Genomic DNA, 18,053 nt, shown 5'->3' with positions numbered 1-18,053 from the left:
CAGGTCTGTTGCGGTGAGCGCAAGGCCGATCACGGGCGGCCAGAAATGCACCGGCGAGTTTTTACTCTTTGCGGCGCAGGGGTTGGATCATAGCACCGGGGTTGCGCCATAACCACGCAACAACTGTGTGGGATAGAGGTTCCAGAGCCTTTTGGAATAAATCAGCTGGCGATAATTAATTGCCCGGCCACGGTGAACATCATCAGCGCCACCACCAGATCGAGAATTCGCCACGTGCTCGGCCGTGCCAACCACGGTGCCAGCCATGCCGCGCCGAGCGCCAAGGTGAAAAACCACAACAGCGAAGCACTCGCAGCACCGACCACATAAGCGCCTGGCACCGATTGCTGCGCCCCCAGCGAACCGATCAATAAAACCGTATCCAGATAAACGTGCGGGTTGAGCAACGTCACCGCCAACGCGCTGAGCATCACCGCACGCAGCGAACGCACGGTCTGATTCTCGCCTTGATTCATGCTCTGTTTCGAGCACGCCCGGCGCAGCGCCTGGCTGCCGTACCAGATCAAAAACGTCGCGCCGCCCCAACGGGCAATCGCCAGCAGCGTCGGGTTCTGCGCCAGAATCGTCGCCAGCCCGAACACGCCGGCGGCGACCAGCAGCGCATCGCACACCACGCACAATGCGGCCACTGGCAAGTGATGCTCGCGCCGCAGGCTCTGCGCCAATACAAACGCGTTTTGCGTGCCGATCGCCATGATCAGCCCGAACGCCACCAGCAGGCCGTTCACATAGCTTTGCCACATAACAATTACTCCGCGTTGGCCGCCAGATCGCGCAGGACCTGCATCGCGCGTTCGGCGTCGGCCTGACCGACAAACAAATGATCGTGGTAGTAGCCGGCGATCACGTTGCAACTGATCCCGGCCTTGCCCAATGCCGTGGCGAACGCGGCGGTGAGTCCGACGGCTTCCAGCGCTGAATGCACGTTGAGGGTGATCCACGCGGCGACGTAGTCGAAGCTGAAACCAGCCTGTTCAGCGTGGGAACGTTCGAGAATCACCGTCAGACCTTCCTGCTCGCGGAAGCTGCCGATGGTCTCCAGACCTTCCGGCAATTGGCTGTCGCGCAGGGTGCAGAACACGTATTCGCCGGCGTTGAGTTGCGGGCTCATGCTGCGCAACAAGGTTGTGAGAGAGGTTTCGCCAGCCATTGCAGTGTTCCTTGATAAAGAGTGCTTGCTGGCTATTCTCCGGGCGAAACCTGTATAAGAAAAACCAATAGTGCTGATCGCTCATTAGGAAAACTGATGTTCGACTACAAATTGCTGTCTGCTCTGGCCGCTGTGGTTGAGCAAGCCGGATTCGAGCGCGCCGCGCAGATTCTCGGGTTGTCGCAATCGGCGATCTCGCAACGAATCAAACTGCTGGAGGCGCGGGTCGGCCAACCCGTGCTGGTGCGCGGCACGCCGCCGTCGCCCACGGAAATCGGCCGGCGTTTGCTCAACCATGTGCAGCAAGTGCGTTTGCTTGAGCGCGACCTGCAAACCCTCGTCCCAGCCTTGGACGAAGAGGGCTTGCCGGAGCGCCTGCGCATTGCGCTGAACGCCGACAGCCTCGCCACTTGGTGGGCGCAGGCAGTCGGCGATTTCTGCGCCGAGCAACATTTATTGCTGGATCTGATCGTCGAAGACCAGACCGTCGGCCTCAAACGCATGCGTGCCGGTGAAGTGGCCGCGTGCTTGTGCGCCAGCGAACGACCGGTGGCGGGTGCGCGTAGCGTGTTGCTCGGCGCGATGCGTTATCGCGCGCTGGCCAGCCCGGCGTTTATCGAGCGGCATTTCCCCGATGGCGTGCGCGCCGAGCAACTGCCGCGCACCCCGGCGCTGGTGTTCGGCCCGGATGATTTTCTTCAGCATCGCTATTTGGCGTCGCTGGGTGTCGACGGCGGATTCGAGCACCATTTGTGTCCGTCTTCGGAAGGTTTTATCCGTCTGACCGAAGCCGGTTTGGGTTGGGGACTGGTGCCGGAACTGCAAGTGCGCGAGCAACTGCAACGCGGCGAATTGCGCGAACTGTTGCCAGATAAACCGATCGACGTGCCGTTGTACTGGCATCATTGGCGCAATGGCGGTCAGTTGCTCGGCTTGCTGACCGAGCAATTGGTGCGCGCTTCAGCACAATGGCTAGTGCCTTGGAAACAGCTGTAAGCGTCAAGCTGCAAGCGGCAAGTTGTGGGCTTGCGCACCGTTTTTACTTGTAGCTCGAAGCTTGATGCTCGCAGCTGCTTTTCTGTTGGAGTTGTGCATGAAAATTCTGGTCACCGGCGCAAGCGGCTTCATTGGCGGACGCTTTGCGCGTTTCGCTCTGGAGCAGGGCCTGGACGTACGGGTCAACGGGCGCCGGGCCGAAAGCGTCGAGCATCTGGTACGCCGTGGCGCCGAGTTTGTGCCCGGCGATCTGAGCGATGCCGAGCTGGCGCGCGAACTCTGCAGCGATGTCGAAGCCGTGGTGCACTGCGCCGGGGCCGTCGGGCTGTGGGGGCGCTATCAGGACTTTCATCAGGGCAACGTGCAGGTCACAGAAAACATCGTCGAAGCCTGCCTGAAGCAGCGCGTCCGGCGTCTGGTGCACCTGTCGTCGCCGTCGATCTATTTCGACGGCCGCGACCACCTCAACCTGACCGAAGAGCAAGTGCCCAAGCGCTTCAAACATCATTACGCCGCGACCAAGTATCTGGCCGAACAAAAGGTTTTCGGCGCCCAGGAATTCGGTCTGGAAACCATCGCCCTGCGCCCGCGTTTCGTCACCGGCGCCGGCGACATGAGCATCTTCCCGCGCCTGCTGAATATGCAGCGCAAGGGCCGTCTGGCGATCATCGGCAACGGTCTGAATAAAGTCGATTTCACTAGTGTGCAGAACCTCAACGAAGCGATGCTCAGCAGTCTGCTCGCCGCCGGTTCGGCGCTGGGCAAGGCCTACAACATCAGCAACGGTGCGCCGGTGCCGTTGTGGGATGTGGTCAATTACGTGATGCGCAAAATGGAAGTCCCACAGGTCACCAAGTACCGTTCCTACGGGCTGGCCTACAGCGTCGCGGCGCTGAATGAAGGCGCGTGCAAACTCTGGCCGGGGCGTCCGGAGCCGACGCTGTCGCGGTTGGGCATGCAGGTGATGAAGAAAAATTTCACCCTCGACATCAGCCGCGCGCGGCATTATCTGGACTACGATCCGCAAGTCAGCCTGTGGACGGCGCTCGATGAGTTCTGCGGCTGGTGGAAAGCGCAGGACATTCGTTGAGTTCACTTGGTCGGCCAGCACTGAACCGCGCCCTCGGTCGAGGGTCAATGCCTGCGGCTGAGCGGGTTATACTTCGCAGCATTTAGCCATCACCGCGTTTTACAAAGGTTGCCTCAATGTCCATGCGTAATGATGCCCACGACGATTTCGATGATGTGCCGAGCCTGCGCGCCGACACCTTCGACGACGATGACATTCCGACCACCGCCCGCACCACCGTGCATTCGCGCACAGCGCCAGTGGTCAAGGTCAAAGCCGCCAGCACCGGGCCGCTCTGGGCTCTGGTCGGCGCGTTGTTTTTTGCTTTCATCGGCCTGGCCTGGTGGAGCTTTCAGCAGATTTCCTTGATGGAGCAGCAACTGGTCGCGACTCAGGAAAGCTTCGCGCGGATCAGTGAAGAAGCGGCGGGGCGCTTGCAGGATATTTCCGGCAAAGTCGTCGCCAGCCAGAGCAACGTCACCAGCGACAGCGAAGCCTTGAAGTTGCAGATCAAGCAGTTGGAAGAAAAACTGCTCGATCAGAACAAACAGCAGCAAGGCGTCGCGGGGCAGGCCAGTGATCTGGACAAGCGTCTGGCGCAGATGACCGCGCAGACCACCGAGCAGCAGACCGCCAATACCCAGTTGCAGGCGCAGGTCAAAGCCTTGAGCGCAGAACTGGCGACGCTGAAAAGCACCCCGGCGGACACCAGCAAGGTCGATACGCAGTTGAAGGCCTTCGATGCGCAGTTCAAGAGCCTCGGCGCTGATATTGCGGCGTTGAAGAAGCAAGGCAATCCGAGCGCGGCGATCGAGCGTCTGGAGCAGGACATCGTTGTGCTCAAAAGCGAGCAGGACAATCGCCCGGCAGCGCCACAGGGCGGCGGTAATACCGCCGAGTTCGACGCGTTCCGCGGGCAGATGACCCGCACCATCAACACCTTGCAGGCGCAGATCCAGAACTTGCAGCAGCAGATCAATTCCCGGCCATAACTCAGATCACTTAATGCGGGGGAGCCTTTGTGGTGAGGGGATGAATCCCCTCACCACAGAAATCTCCTTTGTCACAGGAAGATGCGGCAATCTCTCGATTCATCTTCAACCTCCGTCTAACGCCAACCCGTCTACGCTCTTGAAACACCAACAAGAACGAGGGATGCGTCATGGGGTTTGTGCAAAAATTCGCCTGGCTCTGTTTGCTGGTATTGGCCGGGTTCGGTCAGGCCAGCGCCGCGACCGCCGCAAAAGATGACAGCCAGGCGGCCATCGCCCTGCTGGAAAAAGCGCTCGCTTACTACCACGACAACGGCGACAAGGCTTTCGCGGCCTTCAGTCGTCAGGGCGAGTTTGTCGACAAGGATCGCTACGTGTTTGTGGTCGACACCAAAGGCGTGATGCTCGCCAGCGGTGGGCCGTCGTCAGCGCTGATTGGCCGCGATGTCAGCGAAGTGCTCGGGCCGGATTTGCAGAAAGCCTTCAAGCAGGCGTTGCTGGTGCCGGAAGGCAATGGCATTCAGCAAGCCGAATACCGCTGGCAGAATTGGTCTGACGGCAAGGTCGAGCGCAAACACGTGTTCTATCAGCGCATCGGTCAGCGGATTCTGGCGGTCGGTTATTACCTGCCACGCGCCTCCGCAGAGCAAGCCAAAGCCCTGCTGGATAAAGCTGCGACGGATCTGAGCAAAGACGAGAAGGGCACGCTGACGGCGATCAATTCGCTCAAGGGCGGGTATTTGCAGGATGACCTGTATGTGTTTGTGGTTGACCTGAATACCCAGCGCTATGTTGCCCACGGCACCAATCTGCGGCTGATCAATACCGACTTCGGCAAGGTCAAGGATCCGGAGGGCAAACCGGTGGGCGAGCCGATTCTGGCGCTGATCGGCAAGCAAGATGAAGGCGAGTATGAGTATCGCTGGAAAAACCCGGTGACCGGCAAGATCGAAGATAAGCATGCCTACCTGAAAAAGGTCGGGCATTTCCTCGTCGCGGTCGGTTACTACAGCCCTTGAAGATCAAAAGATCGCAGCCTGCGGCAGCTCCTACATGAGGCGCGTCACCTTGTACGAGCTGCCGAAGGCTGCGATCTTTTGCTGTTATTTTGCGCCGTGCTCACGCCCGCGCAGCAGGTTATTCGGCATGGCAATCGCCGCCGCCAACCCAAGCAACGACACCGCCGCACTCACCCACAACAAATGCCGGAACGTCACCAGCAACTCCGCGCGCAAGGCATTCTGCGCATCCCCCGGTGCCGCGTTAAGGCCGTCCAGCAAGACATTCCCGGAGTGCCCCTCACTCATCAGCGAACTGCTCGCCAAATGCGCAAAACTGGAATCCTGCAACAACGCCAGCAGCAGCGCCGACATCAACGCCACTCCTACCGCGCCGCCCAGCGAGCGGAACAGGTTGGTGGTGCTGGTGGCCACGCCGATGTCGCGCTGTTCCACCGAATTCTGCGTACCGACCAGCGAGGTCGGGAACTGCATGCCACTGGCAATCCCGCAGAGCAACATGAATAACCCACTGATCAATGTGGCTTCAGGCGGACTGACCGCCATGCCCAGCACGGCAATCGGCATCAGAATCGCGCCGGTCAGAATTTGCGGTTTGTAGCGCCCGGTCACCGATGTGCGGCGACCGGCGAAGTACGCACCGATCGGCAGACCCATCGCCAGCGGCAGCAAGTGCAACGCCGCACTGTCCGCGCCGGCGCCGGTGACGCTTTGAAAGCGCAACGGCATCAGCACGATCAAGGAAATCGCCTGGAAACTGGTGAAGAAAATCGTGCACCAGCACAGCAGCGCATTACGGTTGGCGAACAGGTGCATCGGCAGCAACGGCTCCCGCGCCCGACGTTCGTGCCAGACGAAAATCGCCAGCACCACTACCGCGCAGGCAAACAACCCGAGCACTTCAGCGCTGCGCCACGCATGACCCTGACCCACCTGAGTGATGCCCAACAGCAGCGCGGTCAGGCCAATGATCATCAGCACGGTGCCGACATAATCGATGATCGGTTTGCGTTGCGGAATCGGCAGCCCGCGCAAGTTGCGGTGCGCGACCCAGTAAGCGCCAAGCCCCAACGGCAGGTTGATCAGAAACACCCAACGCCACGACAGGTATTCGGTCATGTAGCCGCCAAGCACCGGCCCGGCAACGCTGGCTACCGCGTACATGCTGCTGAAATAACCCTGATAACGCCCGCGTTCACGCGGCGGCACGATGTCGCCGATGATCGCCTGACTCACCGAAATCATCCCGCCGGCGCCGATGCCCTGAAGGATCCGCGCCAGCACCAGTTGCTCCATGCTTTGCGCCATGCCGCAGAACAGCGAGGCCAGGGTGAACAGGCCCATGCCGAACAGCATCAGCTTGCGTCGCCCGTACAGATCGCCGAGCTTGCCGTAGATCGGCACCGCCACAGTCATCGCCACCATGTACCCGGAAATCACCCAGGCCAGCAGGCTGACGTCTTTGAATTGGGCGGAGATGGCCGGCATCGACACGGCGACGATGGTCTGATCCAGCGCACCGAGAAAGATCGCCATCATCAGCGCCACCAGCACGCTGCGAATGGCCGGTTTGGGCGTTTCGGGGTGATTGAGATTGGTCACGGGCAAAACCTGCGGGCAGTGAGAGTCCCGCAGTTCGTCAGGCGAGCGGGGATGCTCGCCAGTGTAAGTCGGTAGCAGGCTATTCGATAGCCTCATAAGGAAGTCCGGCGTAATTTTCTGCAATAGTTTTTCGGCCCGCTTCTGAACTGACAAAGTAGTCCAGTTCCGAGGCACTGATGCGCTGACTGAACGCATCGTGATCATCAAAACGGTGCAGCATCGAAGTCATCCACCAGGAAAACCGCTCGGCTTTCCACACGCGGCGCAGGCAAATCTCCGAGTATTTCTCCAGCAGGTCGATACGCCCCTCGCGGTAAACCTTCATCAGAATATTGAACAGCGTGCTGACATCGCTTGCCGCCAGATTCAGACCTTTGGCGCCGGTGGGCGGGACGATGTGCGCGGCGTCGCCGACCAGAAACATCCGCCCGTACTGCATCGGTTCGACGACAAAACTGCGCAGCGGCGCGATGCTTTTTTCGATCGAAGGGCCGGTGACCAGTTTCTCGGCCAGTGCAACTGGCAGGCGGTTTTTCAGTTCATCCCAGAAGCGCTGGTCGCTCCAGTCCGCGACGTTTTCTTCCGCCGGCACCTGCAAGTAGTACCGCGTGCGCGTCGCCGAACGCATGCTGCACAAGGCGAAACCGCGTTCGTGGCGGGCGTAGACCAACTCGTCATGCACCGGCGGCGTGTCGGCGAGAATGCCCAGCCAGCCAAACGGATAAACCCGTTCGAACACCTTCAGACAATCCTCAGGAATCGACTGCCGCGCCACACCATGGAAGCCATCGCAGCCGGCGATGTAATCGCAATCGACGCGCCAGGTTTCACCGTCCTTTTCGAAGGTGACAAAAGCCTCGTCGCTTTTCATGCCGTGGGGAACGACATTGCTCGCGGAATAAATCGTCTGCGCGCCAGCGTCCCGACGAGCGGCCATCAGGTCGCGAGTGACTTCGGTCTGGCCGTAGATCATTACGGTCTTGCCGCCGGTCAACGCGTGCAGATCGATGTGCACCTGACGCCCGTCGAGCGCCAGTTCGAAGCCGCCGTGAATCAGTCCTTCAGCGTCCATGCGCTGACTCACCCCGGCCTGACGCAACAGCTCTACCATGCCTTGTTCAAGCACGCCGGCGCGGATGCGGCTGAGCACATAATCGGGTGTCTGACGTTCGAGGATGAGGGTGTCGATGCCGGCGTTGTGCAGCAACTGGCCGAGGAGCAAACCGGACGGGCCGGCGCCGATGATGGCAACTTGGGTTTTCAGCGTTTTCATTGTTTTTATGACTCGCAAGCTTCGCGCGACAATCGCCGCTGATTTATTTTTATGGATCGAGTGCTTGCATTTTTCCCTTGCGGGTCTGTCAATTGAAGGTGAAAACTGAGCCGATACCTGTACATTCTGCCAATCGGTGCGATTATCGCCCGCAAACCTCGAGGCCTGGATTGAAGTGATGAACAAGCCTGACCTGCCTTCGATTCCAGTGTTCAAGCTCTACGGTGAAAGCCTGGATTGGCCGACCCCTGACTTGCTGCACTGTGAAACCATTTCCTCCCGCAGCCGCGAACATCAATGGGAAATCAAACCCCACCGCCACGCCGATTTGTGCCAGTTACTCTTCGTTTTCAAAGGTCAGGCAGAGCTTGAAATCGAAGGCCATCGCACGCAGTTGCAGACCCCGGCAATCCAGGTTATGCCGCCGTTATCGGTGCATGGCTTTCGTTTTTCCGAGGACGTTGAAGGCTTTATCGTCACCCTCGCCACACCGCTGATCAACCATTTGCAGGCGCAACTGGGCGACTCGGTGCACGCTTTGGCGCAGACCGAGAATTATCCGGCGGGCCAGGACGGCGACTACCTCAACAGTTTGTTCACCGCGTTGCAGGCCGAGTACAACGGCCATCAACCGGCGCGGGAAATGCTCATGCATTCGCTGGTCAGCGTGATCATGGTCTGGGTCAGTCGCCAGGCAATCGTGCGGCATAACGCCAGTCAAAGGCCGCAGCGTCAACGCGAATACCTGAACGGGTTTATTCAGTTGGTGGAAGAGACTTACCGTCAGCACGTGAAGGTCGAGGATCTGGCGCATCGGCTGGGGATCTCGGTGTCGCACCTTAATGGCACGTGCCGTGAATTGGCGGGGCAACCGGCGTTGCAGATCATGCACGAACGTCAGTTACTGGAAGCCAAGCGTTTGCTGACGTACACCAGCATGACCATTTACGAGATGTCGGAGTTGTTGGGGTTCTCTGATCCGACCAACTTCACGCGCCTGTTCCGGCGCCGAGTGGGGATATCGCCAAAGGCCTTCCGCGATCGCTTGAAGACCGAACAGTAAACCGAAATCACCACAACCCCCTGTAGGAGTGAGCCTGCTCGCGATAGCGGTGTTTCAGTCAAAATTTATCTGAATGACACACCGCTATCGCGAGCAGGCTCACTCCTACAAAGTCAGCGCAGTGCGTTCAGCGACGCATTGTGCGGAATGCAGCGCTCGAAATTGCAGCTCGCGTATTCACGCGGCAGCTGTCGCAACTGCTCGACCCGCCAGGCCGCGGTGCCGTACAGCGCCAGCGTGGCAGCGCAGGTGATGAAAATCGCGGCGTACCTTCTTGTTTTGATGTTCATGGCGTTCACCTCTGAACGAAATACCCTGCGGTATTACTTTCAGCATAGAACAAGATCAAAAGATCGCAGCCTGCGGCAGCTCCTACATGGATCCGTGTAGGAGCTGCCGCAGGCTGCGATCTTTTGACTTTTAAAATCCCACGTCCCAAGCAGGGTTCTCGGGGAATCGCTGCACCAGGAAATCCAGCATGCTGCGCAGCGCCGCCGGCATGTGTTTGCGCGAGGCGTACACCGCGTAGATGTTCATCTGGCGTGGTTCGGCGTGGGGCAGCAGGCGTACCAGTTCGCCGCTGTGAACATGCATCCCGGCCTGATACGTCGGCAGCATCGCCACCCCGGCGCCGGCCAGCGTTGCGCGCAATAATGTGCTGGCCTCGTTGGCGCTGATATTGCCCTGCACCGGCACCGACACCGGTTCGCCATCCTCTTCGAAATGCCACAGGCTCTTGCCGAAATACGAGTGCGTCAGGCAGTTGTGGCGGCTCAGGTCTTCCACCCGTAAAGGCATCGGCTGTTCTTGCAGATAAGCAGGCGCCGCGCACACCACCGAACGGCACACAGTCAGGCGTCGGGCGATCAGGTTGGGATCGAGATCGTTGCTGGTGCGAATCGCCAAGTCGATGCGTTCATCCACCAGGTTCACCGTGCGATCAAGCATCTGCAAATCGATGCTCACCCCCGGATAACGTTTGACGTACGCGGCCATCGCATCGGCCAGTTGCGCCTGACCGAACGAGGTGCTGACGCTGATCCGCAGCAATCCGCGCGGCGCGTCATGGGGTTCGCTGACGGCCGCCTGCATGTCGCTCGACAGTTCGATCATCTGTCGGCAACGCGGGAGGATTTCACTGCCGGCCGCGGTCAGGCTCAACTTGCGCGTGGTGCGATGCATCAGGCGCGCGCCGACCCAATCTTCCAGCTCCGCCAGGTAGCGTGAAACCACCGGCCGCGAGAGATCCAGATGATCCGCAGCGGCCGACTGGCTACCGAGATCCACCACCGTGACGAACACCCGCATTGCCTGGAGACGATCCATGATTTGCCCGCTTTCAGAAACAAACTATGTCCCAGCATCGCATTTTTTGTACTGAGTCTGGCAACTAAGCTCTGTTCCATCGCCAAGCAAGGCATTCGAACACCGGAGCAACAGATGATCGGCTTCACCACCCTCAAACGCGTTCTACTCGCCACCGCCTCGCTGGGTTTCGATGCGCATGCCGCGGCTGCCAACCTGACGCTGGATGTTTACAACCCCGGCGCCAATGCGATTTTCCCGGTGACCTCGGTGCTGGTCAGCGGCGAGAAAGACGCGATCCTCGTCGACGCACAGTTCGGCAAATCCCAGGCCGAACAAGTGGTAGAAAAGATCCGCGCCAGCGGCAAACAACTGACCACCATCTACATCAGCCACGGCGACCCGGATTACTACTTCGGCCTCGACACCCTGACCAAGGCGTTCCCGAATGCCAAGGTGCTGGCCTCGCAACCGACCGTCGATCACATCAATAAAACCGTCGCCGGCAAACTCGCGTTCTGGGGGCCGAAAATGGGCGCCGATGTGCCAGCGAAAACCATCGTGCCGGGTGTGCTCAAGGGCGACAGCCTGATGCTTGAAGGGCAGAAATTGCAGGTGGTCGGGCTCGACGGCAAGCAACCGGATCGCAGTTTCGTGTGGATTCCGTCGCTCAAGGCAGTGGTCGGTGGCGTCGTGGTGGCCGAGCACATCCATGTGTGGATGGCGGATACGCAGACCGCGCAATCTCATGCGGATTGGCTGGAAACGCTGCAGTCGATTGAAACGCTGAAGCCGACAACCGTGGTGCCGGGTCACTATTTGGGTGAGAGCAGCCGCTCGCAGGCCAGCGTGAAATTTACTGCCGACTACATTAAAGCTTTCGATGAAGAAACGGCGAAGGCCAAGGATGCTGCTGCGCTGATCGCCGCGATGAAAAAGCGCTACCCGACGCTGGGCGAAGAGAGCTCGCTGGAGCTGAGCGCGAAAGTCGCGAAGGGCGAGATGAAGTGGTAATGCGCTCCATCTGAATACTGAGGTCTCAAGGATTGCTGATTGTTTTTGTGGCGAGGGAGCTTGCTCCCGCTGGAGGGCGAAGCACTCCCCGCATTTAGCCAGACACACCCGGATGGCAGGGCTTGCGACTGCTGCGCAGCCGAGCGGGAGCAAGCTCCCTCGCCACAGGGAATGCATTTTCACAGAAGTTCAATGCACATACACCCAAGCCAACTGGAGAACGTCATGAGCAAGATCGCAATCATTGGTGCCACCGGCCGTGCCGGTAGCCAACTGCTGGAAGAAGCCCTGCGTCGCGGTCATAGCGTCACCGCCATCGCCCGCGATACGTCGAAGATCGGCGCGCGCGCCGGTGTCGTCAGCAAGAATGTCGATGTGCTGGATTCGGCGGCGCTGCAAGACGCGGTGGCCGGCAACGATGTGGTGATCACCGCCGCACATTTCGCCACGGTGCCGGCATCGGCGATTGTCGGGCCGGTTAAGCAGGCGGGTGTGAAGCGGTTGTTGGTGGTGGGTGGTGCCGGTTCGCTGTTGCTGCCGGACGATACACGCGTGATCGACAGCGCGGGTTTCCCGGCCGAATACAAGGCCGAGGCCAGTGCGGGGGCTGCGTTTTTGGATGCGCTACGTCAGGAGAAGGAACTGGACTGGACGTTTCTGTCGCCATCGGCGGAGTTTGTGGAAGGTGAGCGCAGTGGCAAATTTCGTGTTGGCCAGGATCACTTGCTGGTGAGCGCCGAGGGCCGTAGCTGGATCACCTTTGCCGACTATGCGATTGCACTGATCGACGAAGTGGAAACACCAAAGCACTCCCGCCAACGCTACACCGTCGGCTACTAGTACACCCCCCTGTAGGAGCTGCCGAAGGCTGCGATCTTTTGATCTTGTTTTTGATTTTAAAAAACCAGGATCAAAAGATCGCAGCCTTCGGCAGCTCCTACAGGGGATTTGTGTTTAGCGGGTGTGGGCTTGTTCTGTCAGCCAGATCATTAGTTCTTCGAGCGGTGGCGACGGCTCGGTTCCTGGTGGCAACACCACGTAGTACGCCAATCCTGTTTTCACTTTCAAAGCAAACGGCATCACCAGCCTTCCTGCGCGCAAGTCATCGCCGATCAACGACCAATCCCCGATCGCCACCCCCGTGCCATGCGACGCCATCGACATCGCCTGATCAAGCGTTTCGAAATGCTGGCCGCTGCTGACGTTGTTCAAATTCAGTTGCGCGGCGTTCAGCCATACCGACCAATCCTGAATATCGTGCGTCGGGTGCAGCAGCAGATGCTGTTGCAAATCCGCCGGAGTATTCAGTGCCGGCGAACCCTTGAGCAACAGCGGCGAACACACCGGCGTCAGTTGCTCATCGAACAGGTGCAGAGCGCCCGGCGAGTTATCCGGTGGCGGCCCGTAGATCACCGCCGCATCAAATTGCTCACGCTGAAAATCCACCCCGTGCTGCAACGACGCGGTGAGTTTCACCGGCACATCCGGGCGTTCTTTCTGCCATTGCAGCAAACGCGGCAGCAGCCAGCGCATCACGCAACTCGGCGCCTTGAGTTGCAGGGTTTCACGCTGCAGACCGATCTGCTCGGTGGCTTCGCTGATCAGGCCGAAGACTTTTTCCACGCGCGGTAGCCATTCGCGTCCCTCGGCGGTCAGCGCCAAACCTCGGGCCAGACGGATGAACAGCGGATAACCGAGATGCTCCTCCAGCCCGGCGATCTGCCGGCTCACCGCGCCTTGGGTGATGTGCAACTGCTCGGCGGCGCGGGTGAAATTGCAGCACTGCGCGGTGATCAAAAACGTGTGCAGGGCGGGCAGGGGAGGCATGCGTTTCATGTGGATCCAAGGTATGACGTGAGGACATGGCTAGTATGACTTTTAATCGATTGTTGCGGCTACCTGCCAACCGTTCAATGAAGCCATGAAGGGCTTTTATGTAGGAGTGAGCCTGCTCGCGATAGCGGTAGATCAGTCACTGCGATGTTGGATGTGATGACGCTATCGCGAGCAGGCTCACTCCTACAGAAAAGCCTTGTGTTTTCAGCGAACAAGAAGGGCAATCGACATGGCGACGTGTGGCGAAGTACTGGTCAAGTTACTCGAAGGTTATGGGGTCGAGCAGGTGTTCGGCATTCCCGGGGTGCACACCGTGGAGCTGTATCGCGGGCTGGCGCGTTCGAGTATTCGTCACGTCACCCCTCGCCATGAGCAGGGCGCCGGTTTCATGGCTGACGGCTACGCGCGCACCGCTGGCAAACCGGGTGTGTGCTTTATCATCACCGGCCCGGGCATGACTAACATCACCACCGCCATGGGCCAGGCCTACGCCGATTCGATCCCGATGCTGGTGATTTCCAGCGTGCAATCGCGCAGCCAATTGGGCGGCGGGCGCGGCAAGCTGCATGAGCTGCCGAACCAGAGTGCATTGGTCTCGGGAGTTGCGGCGTTCTCGCACACGTTGATGTCCGCCGCTGAATTGCCGGTGGTGCTGGCGCGTGCGTTTGCCTTGTTCCAGGCCGGTCGTCCACGTCCGGTGCACATCGAAATTCCGTTGGACGTGCTGGTCGAAAACGCCGATGACTTGCTCGCCAGTGTGCCGGTCAATATCGACCGTGCCGGGGCTGCGCCCGCTGCCGTTAAACGCATGAGCGAGCTGTTGGCCGAAGCCAAACGTCCATTGATTCTCGCTGGTGGCGGTGCCATCGACGCGGCGCCGGAACTGACCAAGCTTGCCGAGTTGCTCGACGCTCCAGTGGCGCTGACCATCAACGCCAAAGGCATGCTGCCGGGCAACCATCCGCTGCTGATCGGTTCGACCCAAACGCTGGTCGCCACCCGCGCGCTGGTCGCTGATGCTGATGTGGTGTTGGCCATCGGCACTGAATTGGCCGAGACCGATTACGACGTGACCTTCGCCGGCGGTTTCGAGATTCCCGGCAAACTGCTGCGCATCGATATCGACGCCGACCAGACCGTGCGCAACTACCCGCCGCACCTGGCGCTGGTGGCCGACGCACGCAACGCTGCACAAGCGCTGCTGAACAATCTGTCGCAAGAAAAACTCGCCGAGCGCAGCAGCGACTGGGGTCAGGCCCGCGCCGGCAAACTGCGCGCCGAACTGGCCGCGAGCTGGGATGCGCCGACCCTCGCGCAAACCCGTTTCCTCGACACCGTGCTCGATGAATTGCCGAACGCGGTGTTCGTCGGCGACTCGACGCAACCGGTGTACACCGGCAACTTGACGTTCAACCCCGATCACCCGCGCCGCTGGTTCAACGCCTCGACCGGTTACGGCACTCTTGGCTACGCCTTGCCGGCCGCGATTGGTGCGTGGCTCGGCGGCCAACTCGACAAAGGTGCGCGCCCTCCGGTGGTGTGCCTGATCGGCGACGGCGGCTTGCAATTCACCCTGCCGGAACTGGCCAGCGCGGTCGAAGCGCGGGTGCCGGTGATCGTCCTCCTGTGGAATAACCAGGGCTACGAAGAGATCAAGAAATATATGCTCAACCGCGCCATCGAACCGGTCGGCGTGGACATCTACACCCCGGATTTTGTCGCGGTGGCCAAAGGTCTCGGTTGCGCCGCTGAAGCCATCAGCAGCATCGAACAACTGCGCAGCGCGTTGCGTTGTGCAAGCGATCGTCAGGGCCCGACCCTGATTGAAATCGACCAGAGCCAATGGATGCAGGCGGTGGCGCAATGATCAGTTTCCCAACCACACTCGATGGCCTCTACATCAACGGCCAATGGTCGGCGGGTGGCGAACATCTGCGCGTGATCAACCCGGCCACCGAAGCGCTGCTGACCACGGTCAATGGCGGTGACGAGCACGCGGTCGATCAAGCCGTCGCCGCTGCCAGCGAAGCGTTCAAGAGCTGGTCGCAAACCACTGGCGTCGAGCGCGGTGCGATCCTGCGCAACATCGCCAACGGCGTGCGCAATGGTCGCGAGCATTTGATGAAGTTGCAATCGAGCAACAACGGCAAACCGCAATTCGAAGCGGCCATCGACGTCGATGACGTGATCGCCACCTTCGAGTATTACGCCGAACTCGCTGAAGGCCTCGACGCGAAGCAGGACAGCAACGTGCCGCTGCCGAGCGATGATTTCAGCGCACGTTTGCGCCGCGAACCGTGCGGCGTGGTCGGGCTGATCGTGCCGTGGAATTTCCCGATGGTCACCACGGCATGGAAGCTTGCACCGGCGTTGGCGGCCGGTTGCTGCGTGGTGCTGAAACCGTCGGAAGTGACGCCGCTGCCGGAGCTGGAACTGGCGGCGATCATTGCTGAATCTGGCCTGCCGAATGGCGTGTTCAATCTGGTTTGCGGGACTGGATTGGCGGTCGGTGCGCCGTTGTCGGCAGATCCGCGTATCGCCAAGATTTCCTTTACCGGCAGCAACGCGGTCGGCGTGCAGGTCATGCAGCGCGCGGCGGAAACGGTGAAGGGCGTCAGCCTGGAATTGGGCGGTAAATCTTCGCTTCTCGTGTTGGCGGATGCTGACCTCGATCTGGCGGTTGAGCTGACCTGTGGCGGTGCGTTTTTCAATGCCGGGCAGATGTGTTCGGCCACCAGTCGGGTGTTGGTGGCTGAGGAGCTGGAAGAGGAATTTCTGCGCCGGCTACAGAAGCGTGCGCAGGCGATTCGTGTGGCGGATCCGTTTGATCCTGAAGTGGAAATGGGCGCGCTGGTCAATCAGGCGCAGTACCAGCGCGTGCTCGGGCACATCGATCGTGGGCTGAGCGCGGGTGCGCGATTGGTCTGCGGCGGTAATCGTCCGGCGGATCTGCCGCGTGGCTATTTCCTGCAGCCGACGGTGTTTACCAACGTGCCGCTGGACAGCGCATTGTGGTGTGAAGAGATTTTCGGGCCGGTGGTTTGCGTGCGCAGTTTCAATAGAGAAGCCGAGGCGATTGCGCTGGCCAATGACACGCCGTTTGGCTTGGTGGCGAGTGTGGTGACGGCGGATGCTGTAGCGGCGGATCGTGTGGCCAATGCGTTGCAGGCGGGGATGGTGTGGATCAATGCACCGCAAGTGATCTTCCCGCAGGCGGCGTGGGGCGGGTACAAGCAGAGCAGTATTGGCCGCGAGTTAGGGCCTTGGGGATTGGCGGCGTTTCAAGAGATCAAGCATGTGATTCGTGCGATCTGATCCAGAGGTTTTTTCGTCTGAACTGGCCTCATCGCGAGCAGGCTCACTCCTACATTGGGCGGGTGTACACCTGACCCTGTAGGAGTGAGCCTGCTCGCGATAGGGTTGTAAGCCCAATGACATTCCGGATCAGACCGACAGCCGCAACCGCGCCAAATCCCTCAGCGGCGGCGCCCCAAACAACCGACTGTACTCGCGGCTAAATTGCGACGGACTCTCATACCCCACCCGATACCCCGCCGCCGAAGCTTCCAGCCCCTCCGCCAGCATCAACCGTCGCGCCTCCTGCAAGCGCAGCTGCTTTTGATACTGCAGCGGACTCATCGCCGTCATCGCCTTGAAGCGGTGATGCAAGGTCGACACGCTCAGGTTCACTTCCTTGGCCAAATCATCAATGCGCAGCGGCTGCTCAAAGTTGCCGTTGAGCCATTTGATCGCCTGGCTGATGCGATGGCTCTGGCTGTTGGCAATCGCGATCTCATACAGCCGATGGCCCTGCGGACTGCGCAACAGGCGATACAAAATCTCCCGGCGAATCAGCGGCGCGAGCATGGCGATGTCTTTTGGTGCGTCGAGCAAACGCGCCAGACGCAGCACCGCGTCGAGCATCGAACTGTCGATTTTTTCCACGTACAAGCCACGTCCGGTCGGTCGAGTCGGTACGCCCATCGGCCCGGCGTCGGCGATCAGTGCGGTGATTTCCGCCGGGTCGATATCCAGGCGCACAGCGAGGATCGGTTCCTCCGGCGACACGTTAACCACGCGCCCGCTCAGCGGCATCGAAACCGACACCACCAGATAATTCAGCGGGTCGTAATTGAAGTACTCGTCGGCCAGCCGCACCTCTTTGCGGCCCTGCGCCATGATGCACAGCGCCGGTTGCGCGAGCACTGGGGCGAAGTCGTGGGATTTGGTGTGGCGTGACATAAACAGCGAACCGATGGCGGTCTCGTAGCTGCCATCGTCCGTGGTGTTGCGGCGGATGATCGCCGCCAGTTCCGCGCGCTGTTTTTCCATGTCAGCGCTGGGTTCGGCTTGAAAACGATCGAATGACGTCATGCACGGCATCCTCGGCAAGGGAGGTGGAATGGAGCAGAGCATATGTTTGTGCAATCGCGAGCGGTAGACACATCCTGCGAAATGCTTGCCTGATTCTGCACCGCGATATTCATCAACCATGACGCGACGCCGGACTGTAGGAGCTGCCGAAGGCTGCGATCTTTTGATTGTTGTCTTTAAGGTCAAAAGATCGCAGCCTGTGGCAGCTCCTACAGGGGAGCGGGCATCTGCGATGCTTTGGGCAAGTCTCGCAGGATTGTGCAACGCGGCGGCAGGAATCGACTAACGGCACTCAGCGCCTGGCCCTTAACCTTTGATCCTGTCGCAGCCCGTCCCCCG

General features: G+C 60.0%; 17 protein-coding genes. 9 read left to right on the top strand and 8 right to left on the bottom strand.

Annotated features, from left to right (window positions below; translation table 11 throughout):
• Positions 1-161 precede the first annotated feature (161 nt).
• Together ACIP66_RS14340 and ACIP66_RS14335 are read right to left on the bottom strand one after the other, a co-directional pair.
• Positions 162-764: a LysE/ArgO family amino acid transporter gene (locus tag ACIP66_RS14340; RefSeq protein ID WP_158953292.1), complete on the bottom strand. Its 603-nt coding sequence runs from the start codon at positions 762-764 to the stop codon at positions 162-164.
• 5 nt (positions 765-769) lie between these two features.
• A complete protein-coding gene (locus ACIP66_RS14335; RefSeq protein WP_400648817.1) occupies positions 770-1,171 on the bottom strand; it encodes an ACT domain-containing protein in 402 nt (133 codons plus the stop codon).
• 96 nt (positions 1,172-1,267) lie between these two features.
• Here ACIP66_RS14335 and ACIP66_RS14330 point away from each other — a divergent pair, with 96 nt between their 5' ends.
• The 4 genes from ACIP66_RS14330 to ACIP66_RS14315 all read left to right on the top strand — a co-directional run bounded on the left by ACIP66_RS14330 (position 1,268) and on the right by ACIP66_RS14315 (position 5,247).
• Complete coding sequence (locus ACIP66_RS14330; protein ID WP_053123347.1) at positions 1,268-2,167, top strand: LysR family transcriptional regulator ArgP; 900 nt, start codon at positions 1,268-1,270, stop codon at positions 2,165-2,167.
• Between the two features lie 97 nt (positions 2,168-2,264).
• A complete protein-coding gene (locus ACIP66_RS14325) occupies positions 2,265-3,257 on the top strand; it encodes an NAD(P)-dependent oxidoreductase (protein ID WP_053123345.1) in 993 nt (330 codons plus the stop codon).
• 116 nt (positions 3,258-3,373) lie between these two features.
• Positions 3,374-4,228 carry an ATPase gene (locus ACIP66_RS14320; protein WP_400648815.1) on the top strand — a complete coding sequence of 285 codons (855 nt, stop codon included), beginning with the start codon at positions 3,374-3,376 and terminating at the stop codon, positions 4,226-4,228.
• A 170-nt stretch (positions 4,229-4,398) separates the two neighbouring features.
• Complete coding sequence (locus ACIP66_RS14315; protein WP_400648813.1) at positions 4,399-5,247, top strand: cache domain-containing protein; 849 nt, start codon at positions 4,399-4,401, stop codon at positions 5,245-5,247.
• Between the two features lie 84 nt (positions 5,248-5,331).
• On the opposite strand, the gene ACIP66_RS14310 is transcribed toward ACIP66_RS14315, so the two are convergent.
• Positions 5,332-6,849, bottom strand: a complete 1,518-nt coding sequence (locus ACIP66_RS14310) for an MDR family MFS transporter (RefSeq protein ID WP_400648812.1) — start codon at positions 6,847-6,849, stop codon at positions 5,332-5,334.
• A gap of 79 nt (positions 6,850-6,928) precedes the next feature.
• Entirely contained in the window at positions 6,929-8,122 is a 1,194-nt protein-coding gene (pobA, locus tag ACIP66_RS14305) for a 4-hydroxybenzoate 3-monooxygenase (protein ID WP_400648810.1), read from the bottom strand.
• 178 nt (positions 8,123-8,300) lie between these two features.
• On the opposite strand from pobA, the gene ACIP66_RS14300 reads away from it, so the two are divergent.
• Complete coding sequence (locus ACIP66_RS14300) at positions 8,301-9,185, top strand: helix-turn-helix domain-containing protein (protein WP_400648809.1); 885 nt, start codon at positions 8,301-8,303, stop codon at positions 9,183-9,185.
• 113 nt (positions 9,186-9,298) lie between these two features.
• Here the strand turns inward: ACIP66_RS14300 and ACIP66_RS14295 are convergent, their stop codons facing one another.
• Both ACIP66_RS14295 and ACIP66_RS14290 read right to left on the bottom strand, forming a co-directional pair.
• Positions 9,299-9,475: a hypothetical protein gene (locus ACIP66_RS14295; RefSeq protein WP_212543925.1), complete on the bottom strand. Its 177-nt coding sequence runs from the start codon at positions 9,473-9,475 to the stop codon at positions 9,299-9,301.
• Between the two features lie 130 nt (positions 9,476-9,605).
• Positions 9,606-10,511, bottom strand: a complete 906-nt coding sequence (locus tag ACIP66_RS14290; RefSeq protein ID WP_212543924.1) for a LysR family transcriptional regulator — start codon at positions 10,509-10,511, stop codon at positions 9,606-9,608.
• Between the two features lie 114 nt (positions 10,512-10,625).
• On the opposite strand from ACIP66_RS14290, the gene ACIP66_RS14285 reads away from it, so the two are divergent.
• Together ACIP66_RS14285 and ACIP66_RS14280 are read left to right on the top strand one after the other, a co-directional pair.
• Positions 10,626-11,504, top strand: coding sequence for an MBL fold metallo-hydrolase (locus tag ACIP66_RS14285; RefSeq protein ID WP_400648808.1), 879 nt, complete (start codon positions 10,626-10,628; stop codon positions 11,502-11,504).
• A gap of 225 nt (positions 11,505-11,729) precedes the next feature.
• Complete coding sequence (locus tag ACIP66_RS14280; RefSeq protein WP_400648807.1) at positions 11,730-12,344, top strand: NAD(P)-dependent oxidoreductase; 615 nt, start codon at positions 11,730-11,732, stop codon at positions 12,342-12,344.
• Between the two features lie 114 nt (positions 12,345-12,458).
• Here ACIP66_RS14280 and ACIP66_RS14275 read toward each other — a convergent pair whose 3' ends face one another.
• A complete protein-coding gene (locus tag ACIP66_RS14275) occupies positions 12,459-13,340 on the bottom strand; it encodes a LysR substrate-binding domain-containing protein (RefSeq protein ID WP_400648806.1) in 882 nt (293 codons plus the stop codon).
• A 229-nt stretch (positions 13,341-13,569) separates the two neighbouring features.
• On the opposite strand from ACIP66_RS14275, the gene ACIP66_RS14270 reads away from it, so the two are divergent.
• Both ACIP66_RS14270 and ACIP66_RS14265 read left to right on the top strand, forming a co-directional pair.
• Positions 13,570-15,207, top strand: coding sequence for a 5-guanidino-2-oxopentanoate decarboxylase (locus tag ACIP66_RS14270; protein ID WP_400648805.1), 1,638 nt, complete (start codon positions 13,570-13,572; stop codon positions 15,205-15,207).
• On the top strand, positions 15,207-16,655 hold the full coding sequence (locus tag ACIP66_RS14265) for an aldehyde dehydrogenase family protein (RefSeq protein WP_400648822.1): 1,449 nt from the start codon (positions 15,207-15,209) through the stop codon (positions 16,653-16,655). Before ACIP66_RS14270 ends, ACIP66_RS14265 begins: the two co-directional genes overlap by 1 nt.
• 129 nt (positions 16,656-16,784) lie before the next feature.
• Here ACIP66_RS14265 and ACIP66_RS14260 read toward each other — a convergent pair whose 3' ends face one another.
• On the bottom strand, positions 16,785-17,714 hold the full coding sequence (locus ACIP66_RS14260; protein ID WP_212543919.1) for an AraC family transcriptional regulator: 930 nt from the start codon (positions 17,712-17,714) through the stop codon (positions 16,785-16,787).
• Positions 17,715-18,053: the final 339 nt, after the last annotated feature.

This window comes from Pseudomonas sp. NPDC088429, from assembly GCF_044753305.1.
Classification (GTDB): Bacteria; Pseudomonadota; Gammaproteobacteria; order Pseudomonadales; family Pseudomonadaceae; genus Aquipseudomonas; species Aquipseudomonas rustica.
This window is presented reverse-complemented; position numbering and strand designations above follow the sequence as displayed.